This window comes from Paenibacillus sp. B1-35, assembly GCF_050474385.1.
Classification (GTDB): domain Bacteria; phylum Bacillota; class Bacilli; order Paenibacillales; family Paenibacillaceae; genus Paenibacillus_B; species Paenibacillus_B alvei.
Genome location: NZ_JBCHVJ010000001.1, coordinates 554,977 through 566,472 on the forward strand (window position 1 = coordinate 554,977; position 11,496 = coordinate 566,472).

Below are 11,496 nucleotides of genomic sequence, written 5' to 3' on the forward strand. Positions count from 1 at the left end.
AAAAAAGGACGGAGTCGCATGGCGGAGGCAAAGCAAATCGAAAGGGATCAAGTACAGGACATTATCGGATTGACTCCTTTGCAAGAAGGGATGCTTTTTCATTATCTTAATCCGCAAGACAGGGAGCATTACTTTGAACAGCTCTGCGTATGGCTGGAAGGGGACGTTCAGGCGGATCTGGTTCAGCATGCCTGGAATCTTGTTATTGCAAATAACGAAGCGCTGCGCAGCGTATTTCGCTGGCAAAAGCTCAAATCACCACTGCAAATCGTCCTGAAGAAGTGGGATTTTACCGTTGCGCTTCACGATTGCTCCCAAATGACCGCTGAACAGTGGAGCAATTTTCTCCATCAATTGAAAAAAGACGACCAACGGCAAGGCTTCGACCTGACGGAAGTGCCGTTTCGGGTCACTCTCTGCAAAGAGAGCGAGCAGAAATACGTCATGATGATTAGTAACCATCATATTTTGTACGATGGCTGGAGCAACGGCATCCTCCTGTCCGAATTTCTAGATGCTTATCAGCACTTATACCGAAATGTTCCTTATGCTCCCGGCATCAAGACGAGCAATAAGGAATATCTCAAATATGTACAATCGCAAGGCAAAGCCGGGCAGGAGCACTATTGGCGTTCCTATCTTGCGGGGTTCGATACTAAATCGCTGCTCCCCGCGTTCCCATCTCCTTCCGAGAAGGAAGAAGCGCCCGGCATCCACAACTTCAGGCTACCGGCCGAACAAACGCTGGAACTGATACAGTGTGTCAGGTCTCTTAAAATAACGCTGGCTGCATTTGTATATACGGCCTGGGGGATTTTGCTTCAACGCTATACCAATTCCGCAGAAGCTTTATTCGGCACCACAGTCTCCGGCAGAACCGACAAAGTTCGAGGAATGGAGTCGATGGTCGGCCTTTATATTAACACGCTCCCATTCCGCGTAACTGCCAAGCCGGAGGAGACGGTTTCCGAACTTCTTGCGCGAATGGAAGAGGCGCTGCGTGTACGGAACGATTTTGAAGCGACTGCGCTGATCGATGTTTATGAATATAGCGACATCGATAAAAGGGAGGGACTGTTCGAATCTGTGCTCGTATTCGAGAACTATCCCTTGAACGCAGCAATGCAGGATGAAGAGCAAGTCATCCGCTTTACCGATTATGAAATGAGCGAGTCGACTCCATACGAAATGCTGCTTAGCATACATCCCGGGAACGAATTGAATTTTCAAATGCAATATGCGCTGCATAAATTCCCGCTAGAGCTCGTAACTCAGCTATCCAAGCACTTTCTTTGTCTTATTTATGAGATGATCACGCGTCCCGAAGCTTCGGTCGACGAACTTCATATTATGACGGAAGAGGATACGCATCGATTGTTGACCGATTTCAACGGAAGCTGCCAGCCCATCCCTATACAGCATACCATTCAGCAGCACTTCGAGATGCAGGCTGCATGCTCTCCTCAGCGCACGGCCATTATTTATGGACAAGCAGTCCTGACTTATGAACAGCTCAATAAGCGGGCCAATCTCCTGGCGCATCACTTGCGCGCCAAGCAGGTTGAACCCGAGCAAGTCGTTGGAATTCTCTTGGAGCGGTCAGCCGATGCGATCATAAGTATGCTGGCCGTGCTCAAGGCGGGCGGTGCCTATATGCCGATTGATCCGGAATATCCAGCCGATCGAATCAAGCATATGCTGGAAGGCAGTGGATGCAAGCACCTTCTTACTCAGCGGAATTGGTTGGAAAAGCTGGATAACACCGATATCGAAACGGTGCTTCTGTCCGAATTCGATTTCGAGAAATCCGATCCCGGCAATCCGGCACCCATTAACGAAATAAGCGACCTGGCGTACATCATTTATACGTCCGGCTCGACCGGGAAGCCGAAGGGCGTCATGGTGGAGCATCGCAATTTGAACAGCTTCATTTATTCTTTCATGTATGATCAGCTCCAGGCTGAAGACCGCGGGATATGGCAGTCATCCCTGTCTTTCGATACGTCCGTCGAGGAAATTTTTCCTTTGCTGCTGCGGGGCGGAACTTTGGTCATTTTGCCAAGAGCGGATGTACTGGATATCAATCGGCTAGTCCACTGCATTCAAGAACAACAGATTACGTTCATGTCATGCTCGCCGCATTTGATTCATCAGTTGAATGGGAGGTTGACCGATCATAGGCTGCGTTTGCTGATATCGGGAGGCGATGAGCTCAAATGGTCTTATTGCGACGATTTGCATGGCATGAAGCTGTACAATTCATACGGGCCCTCGGAAACAACTGTTGCCGTTACCTATTATGAATGCTTGAGTCCGACAAAAGGACGGATTCCAATTGGCGGGGCTATCGCCAACCATTATTTCGCTGTCGTGGACAGGCTGGGTCGACTTCAGCCGTATGGCGCCGAAGGCGAGCTATGGATCGCAGGGCCGTCCGTTGTCCGAGGATATTTGAACTCGCCGGAGATGACGGCGGAGAAATTCGACGAAAGTCCGTATTTCCCAGGAGAACGCATGTACAAGACGGGCGATTTGGTGCGCTGGCTGCCTGGCGGATTGCTTGATTATATGGGAAGGGTGGATCAGCAGGTTAAAATTAGGGGATACCGCATCGAACTGGCCGAAATTGAATGTGCGCTGCTGAACTGCTCCGGAATTCGAGAAGCGGCAGTGTTGGCCGTTGAGGTAAATAACGGGCATCGGACACTATGTGCTTACTATGTAGGCATTCAACAATCCGAATCCGCACTGCGATCCTATCTGCAGGAACGGCTTCCCGCTTATATGATCCCATCCTATTTTGTGCATATGGAGAAGATGCCGCTTACGGTCAATGGAAAATTGGATCGGCATTCGCTGCCGGCGCCGGCAATGCAAAGAGATAACGAAACGCGTTGTGTGGCTCCTTCCAATGAAATCGAGCAGCAGTTGCTGCGCATATGGAAAGAGCTGCTGCCGACAGAAAGAATCGGCATACACGACAATTTCTTCGAAATAGGCGGCGATTCCATCCTGCTGATGAGGATGCACGCACAAATCGACATGCTCCACCCAAATCGCGTAAGCATTACGGATTTGTTCGCTTATATGACCATATCCAAACTTGCGCAATTTATTGGGGAAGAGGGGGCACATATTCAGTCAGGGCAGGTATTCGAAGGAGTCGTGTTACCGCAGGTTTTCTTTACCCGCATGCCCAATGGGTCTGCAAGGCAAATCAAGCATTTTGAATGTGCCGAACCGCTATATTCCAAACTGAGAAAGCTTGCGCAAGGGGAAGGGCTTGAAACGCATGATGTCGCTTTGGGCATGTTCATGTATCTCCTTCAACAAGCGAGCGGTCAGCAGGCAGTGGAAGTACAATCCATTGTCAGCCGAACAGACACGGTTGTGCCGATAAGGGTGGATTTTAATGCGATCGAGGATTTCTTCCAGCTCTTTTCTTTTGTGAAGGAAATAAATAATGGAAAATGGATCAACGGATCTCATTCGCTCCAAACGGCAATTGTCGAAAGACGGGGGGGATTGCCGGATACGGCAATAGTGCCCCTTTTTGTAAAGTCCGGCCTGATATCCAACTATTCGGCGTTGACCCGAAGTTATGATCTTATACTCGAATTCCGAGAAACAAGGGATCGGTTGGAATTCTGCTATGAATACAGTAGAAAATTAAGCCAGGAGGGGCTCGATCATTTGGTTCTCGGCTACAATCAATTGCTTGCCGACCTTGTGGAGCAATATGAGCTGCTCGCATAAATCTCTTGCTTGGAATGGGACGAAAGGAGGCTTGCGAATGAAAAGCGTGAATGTAGCCTTGGAAGAAATGAAGCTGGCAGTAACGGGAGTGGGTGGCTTCTTGAAGGACGCCCGTGATTTTCGTGATTGGTGGAATTCATCCCCCATATCGATGGAAGAAGGTACAGCAATCGAAGAAAAAGATCGATTCGATGCCCGCTTTTTTCAGATGACCATTCAAGAAGCGGCAGAGATGCATTCGGCCGAACTCGATTTTTTGGAAGCATCGTGGACGGCTCTGCAGACTGCTGGGTGCACACGAGGTTTCGGCAGAAGAATTTGGATCTACGCCGATAGCAAGCTCATTCAACAGCGGACCGCAGCTCGATTAACGGCCGCTCTATCCTCACTACCGATTACGATCATTCACGGGAACAGTTTGCCGAACATGTTGCTGGATATCCGTGTCCGTCTGAACGGCAACCTGAACGATGTTGTACTGTGTGCGACTTTAGGGAGCAAGGGCGTGGGGACTTTTGTCATAAGTCCATGGAATATTGCGGAGCGGAAGCTGTTATCCATTACGGCCGTCCTTTGTGTGGATGGCGAGCATGTCCGCATAGAGACGGACGGGCAGCCGTCCTTGAATGAACTCGAAACCGTAATGCCCGCGCAACCACGTGCCGGAGAACTGCTCATGCTAGCGGCGGGAACAAGTTCGGCACTGGAGGTCTCAACGGATCAACTTGTCGGCTATCTCAATCAACACGTTGATGCAAATCTGGGAGATGTCGCCTACAGTCTGCATAACATGGCGGCATCACTCCCTGAGCGCCGCATTCTGGTGTCCTCCGGCATTCGTGAGGCCGTCGAGATTTTGCAGAACCGGGATGCGTGTCGATATTGGGACAGTTCATGCGATGCAAGTACTCGCAAGCTCGTTTTCATGTTTTCAGGTCTTGGAGATCATTATGAGAACATGGGACGCGACATCTATGAGCAGGAACCGATCTTTCGCGATACGGTCGATGGCTGCTGTAAATTTTTGCAGCCTCTCCTGGGATTCGATCTGCGCGAAAAGCTTTATCCGGTGCGTTCGGCCAAACACTCAGGCGGAGGAGAACAGCTTAGCACGGTGCCGGAACTGGACATTCGGCGCATCCTTCGCCGAGACTCGCCAGGAACTGCGGGCGAGCAACGGGAGTCGACGTCGTGGGCGCATCCAGCTTTGTTTACAGTCGAGTACGCGCTGGCACGCCTTTTGGAATCCTGGGGCATCAAGCCGCACGTCTTGATCGGCCACAGTCTAGGAGAGTATACTGCGGCCTGCATTGCAGGGGTATTTACGTTAGAGCAAGCGCTGACCATCGTCGCCAAGCGCTCCCAACTCATCAATGGGCTGGAGAAGGGAGCGATGCTCGCCGTCTCGATGACAGCAAGCGAGGTCTCGCCGCTGCTGCCGGAAGGCACGACAATCGCATTGATGAACAGCCCAGGGTCACTGGTCATTTCCGGCACCGCGGAAGGCATCGGCGAGCTGGAGCGGCGTCTTGCCCGTATGGGTGAAGTATCTGTCCGCATTCCGTCCGATCGTGCCTTTCACTCGCCGATGATGGAGCCTGCCGCCTCTGCACTGTCGGCACTGATCTTCGAGCATGAACCGAAGCCTCCGTCCATTCCCTTTTTGTCGAACGTAACGGGGACATGGATAACGGCAGAACAAGCAACAGACCCCGGATACTGGGCAGACCATCTGTGCCGAACTGTGCGCTTCAGCGACGGAATAAACGAAGTTATTCACGACGGGGATGCGATTTTCGTGGAGATCGGACCGGGGCAATCACTATGCAGCTTTGTGCGCCAGCATCCGTCTGCTGCAGATGGCGAGCGGCTTCAGACTATTCCGACCATGCGGTATGCTTACGAGCACGCTTCCGATCACCTCTTCCTGCTCCGAACTATTGGACAGCTATGGCTGAACGGGGTTGACTTTTGTGTGGACGCCTTTTACCGGAAAGGATGCCGGCATTTGCCGCTGCCGACATATCCGTTCGAGCGCATGCCTTTGACGAAGCGCTCCAAAACTATCAAGGGAGGATAAACCGATGGAAGTACAGCATAAGGAAAAAATTCGGGCTTTTTTGGCGAAATATTTCAAACAAGTCCAGTTGCACGACGACGATCAATTGTTCTCGCTCGGATTTGTCGATTCTCTTTTCGTGATGCAACTCGTCACGTTCTTGGAATCCGAGTTCGCCATCGTGCTTGACAATGATGATTTGGAATTCTCACATTTCCGCACCATTCAAAGCATGTCGGATTTGATTGAGCGCAAGCTCGCAATAAAACAATGACATTTGATTGGTGGTGAAAACGATGCATTTCAACCTGACTCCAGAACAGCAATCCCAGTATGAACAATTCAAGCATTTCGTAGACCAGGACATTGTGCCGATCGCAAACTCGTATGACCAACTGGAGAAAACGCCAAGAGCCTTAATTGACAAGCTTGCCTCGCTGGGCTATTTGGGCGCGCTTATCCCGAACTCATATCGCGGTTCTGGCATGGACATGATTACGTTCGGACTGCTGAACGAAGAACTGGGGCGCGGATGTTCGTCTATCCGCAGCCTGCTCACAGTTCATACCATGGCAAGCCAAGCCATCATCCGCTTTGGCACGGAAGAACAAAAAGAGACGTGGCTGCCCGCAATGGCAATAGGCCATACCATCGGCGCGTTTGCCCTGAGCGAGCCGAATATCGGCAGCGACGCTCGGCATATCGAAACGCAAGCCGTGCTTTCCGGAGATCATTACGTGCTGAACGGGACGAAGAAATGGATTACGTACGGACAACTGGCGGATGTATTTTTACTTTTTGCCCAGGTCAATGGTCAACCGACCGCATTTCTAGTCGAAAAAAATCGGCCTGGCCTTTCCATTGAGCCCATTAACGGTATGTACGGCACGCGCGCTTCGATGCTGGCCGAGCTGCGCCTGAACGATTGCCGCATTCCAAAAGAAAATATACTGGGCAAAGAGGGAACGGGATTCCCCTATGTGGCGCTGCATGTTTTAGAGTATGGCAAGTACAGTGTCGCATGCGGGGCAGTTGGTATTGCACAAGCATGTCTGGAAGATTCGATTCGGTATACGGAGAGTCGTATTCAGTTCAAACAACCTTTAAAAGAATTCCAATTGGTACAGGCCATGATTGCAGAAATGCTTGCAAATACAAAGGCCGCCCGCTTGTTATGTCTGAACGCGGGATTTATGAAGCAAAACAAAGCGTTGCAGGCCGGGGACGAGTTGAATGCCGCCAAATATTTTGCGTCGCAAATCGCGGTTAAGGCAGCGAATGACGCCGTTCAGCTTCATGGTGCGAACGGATGCAGCAACGAGTATTCTGTGCAGCGCTATTTGCGAGATGCCAAAATTACGGAAATTATCGAAGGCAGTACACAAATTCAGCAAATGAACATCGCGACATACGGTTATCTGGAGTATGGAACGAGAACCGCAGTCGCATCATGCAATGCCTGAGGTTCAGCAAGCCCTTGGCGCAGCAACGAAGTAGAACTGCCGGATTGTGCCGGCAGTTCTCACAAATTCCGGAGGGGAGCAGCTTATGCCTAATCTCGCCAAAAAGTCCGCTCCCTCATTTGTTACGAAGTGCTTGGCGTTAGCGGCGAGCGCGGAAAATAAGAATGAGGATGCCGGCGTATATGAAAAAGAAGTGATCGAGCTTTACCGCAAGCTGGAAGCAATGAACGAAACGTTGAACAGTGAAGGAAGAAGCCCTGGCGAGGAAGAAAAGCAGCAAGCGGCAGAGTGGCTGAAAAGAATATTGACAACCAAACAAATTCATCCCGCTGAACTGGCGGAACGAATGGATGACCTGTGGAGCTTCTCCCTTAACGCGCATTAACAGATGCATAGAATGCTAAAGGGGCAGAAAGGAAGTCGTTATGGTAAAGAAAAAGCTGGGGTTCGACAAAGTTACATTGCTGAAACGCGATAACATGTCTTCGCATGCCGAGCATTATGAAGCTCCATCTTCAAGAGATGTGGCCATTATCGGGATGTCTCTGCAAATGCCGCAAGCCAACAATCCGGATGCGTTCTGGCAGAACATCAGGGACAAGGTGGATAGTGTCAGGCTGCCTTCCGCAAGTAGACAAAAGCAAGCGAAACGCTATGCGGCGGTCGCATATGGAACGGACTATCAGGCGAAATTCTACAAAGGCGCCTGTCTCGACAATATCGATTCGTTCGATTACCGTTTTTTTAATCTGTCCCCCCGCGAGGCAAGCCTGATGGATCCGAACCAAAGGCTGTTTCTGCAGACTGTATTCTCCGCTATTGAAGATGCGGGATACGACGGCAGAAAACTGGCCGGAAGCCGTACGGGCATATATGTCGGTTACGGAGATGACGGGGAGTATTCGCGGATGTTGCAACTATTGGAGCCCGATGCAATGAGCGTGGCGCTGGCCGGAAATATCCGTTCGATTATCGCTAGCCGAATCTCTTATTTACTGGATTTGAAGGGGCCAAGCATGCTGATTGATACGGCGTGCTCTTCATCGCTCGTTGCCATACATCAGGCTTGCCAATCCCTGCGCGCTGGGGAATGCGACATGGCGATTGCCGGTTCGGTGAAAACCTATATTTTGCCGCTGGATACCTCGCAAAGAATCGGCATCGAATCATCGGACGGACGAACCCGATCATTCGATGACTATTCCGATGGAACTGGTCCGGGCGAGGGGGTGGCAGCGCTTATTTTGAAGCCGCTGCCTCAGGCTGTCAGGGACGGGGACGCGATTTACGCCATAATCAAGGGAAGCGCCGTTAATCAAGACGGAAGCTCCATTGGCATAACGTCGCCGAATGTATTGTCGCAGGAAGATGTTCTTATTCAAGCCTGGAGAGACGCAGGCATTGAGCCGCAAAGCATCGGTTATCTGGAAGGGCACGGTTCTGGGACGGAGCTGGGCGACCCGATAGAAGTCGATGCGATACAGCGCGCTTTTCGCCGATATACCGATAAAAATCAGTTTTGCGCATTGGGATCAATCAAATCGAATATCGGCCATCTCGATCACGCAGCGGGGATTGCCGGGGTTATAAAAGCGGTGCTGGCTCTTAAGCACAAGGAACTGCCGCCAAATCTCCATTTCGACAAACCGAATGCACGAATTGACTTTATCCGCTCTCCTGTGTACGTCAATGACCGCGTAAAGCCCTGGCCACGAGACGCAACGCCTCGTCGATGCGGGGTGAGCTCGTTCGGCATGAGCGGAACAAACTGCCACATCGTGTTACAAGAAGCTCCCGAACCAGGATCGACAAGCTATCCCGAAAGAGAAGAATTGCTGCTTTTGTCGGCCAAAACGCGCGAAGCGCTGCTTCATCTCGTTAAACGTTATACTGCATTTTTGCACGAACATGCGCCCATTCCGCTGACGGAGATATGCTACACCGCCAATACGGGAAGAATCCACCATCCATGGCGGCTGGCCGTACGGTGTTCCAGCATAAGCGATTTACAGTTAAGGTTGGGGGCAATCGAGGCACACGGTCTGACTCATCGCCCGGAGTATGGCCATTATTTTGGCATGGCGGCAGAGGCTGATGTGAAGGATAGCATCTATCCGGCGGATCGTGAGCTTTCTGAGCTGGCGGAGCTGTTCGTGAAGGGTAGCGAGGTGATATGGGAAGCCTGTTATCCATTTCACGTCAATAAGCGGAATTTGCCTACCTATCCATTTGAAGCAAGCTCATGCTGGCTGAATCTGCCCGTTCTTCCGGAGGAGCAGAAATTTCACACGCTCAAATGGATTCAAGAACAGCTTCCTGCTGCCGCGAACAAATCGGATATGGGTACAGTGCTTGCAATTATGGACAAGTCGGGTTTCGGGGCAAAGCTGGTGAAAAAATGGCGTTCGAAAGGGAGACGCGTCATTGAAGTCGAGATTGTACCGGATATCCATAACATGAAGCTGAACGATTACCGTTACGTTACCGACGGCTCGGAAGAAGGTTACCGGTTCGTGCTCAAAAGCGTGGAGGCGGAGCGTCTAACAAAAATCGTCCATATGGGCGGCTTGGACTGCGACCACCATCCCCGTTCACTCGCGGAATTGGAGAACACGCTCCATGCAGGCTTGTACAGTCTTTTTTCTTGTGTCAAATCCCTGGCAATGCTGCAGCGATCCCAGCCTATTGAGCTTATTTTGACCGCACGATATGCGCAAGAAGTAAATCAGCTTGAACCGCAGATTCATCCGGAGCATGCCGCGCTGTTCGGGCTGGGCAAGGTTGTCGGACTTGAAAATCCGCAGCTCAAATGCCGCGCCGTGGATTGGGACGATGAAACTCCACTGGCCACAATCCTTCAGGAACTGGACGTATCGTCCGATTCGTATCATGTCGCATTTAGGGGCGGAGAGCGTTATACGGAGCAATTCGCCCCGCTTTTGTTTGAGGAAGAGCCGGATGTTCCGCTGCAGTTGCATACTGACGGCATCTACGTCATTACGGGGGGGATGGGCGGCATCGGGCTGGAGACGGCGAAATATTTCGCGGCTAAATCACCGGTCAATCTCGCTTTGTTGAATCGTACCCCTTTGCCGGATCGTTCCATGTGGCCTTCAATATTGACTGATGCGAACCAGACAAGTACGGCGCGAAAAATCGCAGCGATTATGGAGATCGAGCAGCTCGGAGCAAAGGTTCATCCCTATAGCGCGGATGTAGCCGATTATGAAGCCATGCAGGAGCTTTTCGCCGCTCTACGTACCAAGCACGGCAGCATCAGAGGCATTGTTCACGGAGCCGCCGTAGGGGGATCGGGATTTCTTTTGAACCGCCAGGAAGCCAAGTTCCGCGAGGTCGTTCGACCCAAAATTCATGGGACATGGATATTGGATAAATGCACGCAGCATGACCAACTGGACTTTTTCATCCTCTATTCGTCCGCAACGACATTGACTGGCGGCCTTGGTGAAGGCGACTATACGGCGGCCAACGCTTATCTCGATGCTTTCCAAGCCTATCGCAATCGCCAAGGAAAGCGCACGCAAACTATCAATTGGGTATCTTGGGCGGAGACAGGAATGTCCTATGAACATGGGGTCGCCGATGACGATTTGTTCGAAAAGCTGACGAATGCTGAAGGCATCGAAGCGCTAGACACCATAATTCGCAAAGGAATTCGCCAATCATTCGTTGGGACAATTGCCTACCGCAGTAAATATCGCAATGAAAATCTTATGCAGCATGGCATACTGCCGTTCCGATTCGCGGACGAAATTGCGGCGAAGATGAACCAAGCACGTTCGACCTCAGTTACGGATGTTGTCCCTGGCGCATCTGATTTCGTTCAAACCGAACGCACCGAAGGGTTGAACCTGAAAGAAATGCAGCTTGCCGACATTGAACAAGCTACGGCTGAAATATGGAAACGGAGTTTGGGCGTTCACCATATCGATCCGGACGACAGCTTTTATGCTCTGGGTGGAAACTCGCTGATCGGGATGGAAATCATGCTGGAGCTTTCCAAAAGAACCGGCATTCAGTTGAACGTTGCCGTTCTGCTCGAGCATGAAACGTTAAGAAAATTGAGTCAGTATCTGGAATCGACCGCCAAAGGACATGATTCAAGGCCTAAAATGAAATCAATCCCGAAGGCAAAGACATTGTCGTAGCAAAAAACTTGGAATTGCAGCTTGCATGATAACCGCATTCAGAAAGGAT

Annotated in this window: 6 protein-coding genes; all 6 read left to right on the plus strand. The window is 51.0% G+C overall.

The genetic code is table 11. From position 1 onward, the window contains the following. The first annotated feature begins 18 nt into the window (after window positions 1-18). On the plus strand, window positions 19-3,756 hold the full coding sequence (locus tag ACQ5BJ_RS02480; protein ID WP_289355519.1) for an amino acid adenylation domain-containing protein: 3,738 nt from the start codon (window positions 19-21) through the stop codon (window positions 3,754-3,756). A 37-nt stretch (window positions 3,757-3,793) separates the two neighbouring features. Next, on the plus strand, window positions 3,794-5,836 hold the full coding sequence (locus tag ACQ5BJ_RS02485; protein ID WP_430108265.1) for an acyltransferase domain-containing protein: 2,043 nt from the start codon (window positions 3,794-3,796) through the stop codon (window positions 5,834-5,836). Between the two features lie 4 nt (window positions 5,837-5,840). Further along, a complete protein-coding gene (locus ACQ5BJ_RS02490; RefSeq protein ID WP_005550891.1) occupies window positions 5,841-6,089 on the plus strand; it encodes an acyl carrier protein in 249 nt (82 codons plus the stop codon). 22 nt (window positions 6,090-6,111) lie between these two features. Then, a complete protein-coding gene (locus tag ACQ5BJ_RS02495) occupies window positions 6,112-7,278 on the plus strand; it encodes an acyl-CoA dehydrogenase family protein (RefSeq protein WP_430108269.1) in 1,167 nt (388 codons plus the stop codon). Between the two features lie 85 nt (window positions 7,279-7,363). Then, window positions 7,364-7,663: a hypothetical protein gene (locus ACQ5BJ_RS02500; protein ID WP_005550889.1), complete on the plus strand. Its 300-nt coding sequence runs from the start codon at window positions 7,364-7,366 to the stop codon at window positions 7,661-7,663. A gap of 40 nt (window positions 7,664-7,703) precedes the next feature. Further along, entirely contained in the window at window positions 7,704-11,447 is a 3,744-nt protein-coding gene (locus ACQ5BJ_RS02505) for an SDR family NAD(P)-dependent oxidoreductase (protein WP_430108271.1), read from the plus strand. Window positions 11,448-11,496 lie beyond the last annotated feature (49 nt).

What these genes read in the sequence shown, in the direction of transcription:
- ACQ5BJ_RS02480 (WP_289355519.1), top strand. Translation starts at nt 19, where the DNA reads ATGGCGGAGGCAAAGCAAATCGAAAGGGATCAAGTACAGGACATTATC.
- ACQ5BJ_RS02485 (WP_430108265.1), top strand. Translation starts at nt 3,794, where the DNA reads ATGAAAAGCGTGAATGTAGCCTTGGAAGAAATGAAGCTGGCAGTAACG.
- ACQ5BJ_RS02490 (WP_005550891.1), top strand. Translation starts at nt 5,841, where the DNA reads ATGGAAGTACAGCATAAGGAAAAAATTCGGGCTTTTTTGGCGAAATAT.
- ACQ5BJ_RS02495 (WP_430108269.1), top strand. Translation starts at nt 6,112, where the DNA reads ATGCATTTCAACCTGACTCCAGAACAGCAATCCCAGTATGAACAATTC.
- ACQ5BJ_RS02500 (WP_005550889.1), top strand. Translation starts at nt 7,364, where the DNA reads ATGCCTAATCTCGCCAAAAAGTCCGCTCCCTCATTTGTTACGAAGTGC.
- ACQ5BJ_RS02505 (WP_430108271.1), top strand. Translation starts at nt 7,704, where the DNA reads ATGGTAAAGAAAAAGCTGGGGTTCGACAAAGTTACATTGCTGAAACGC.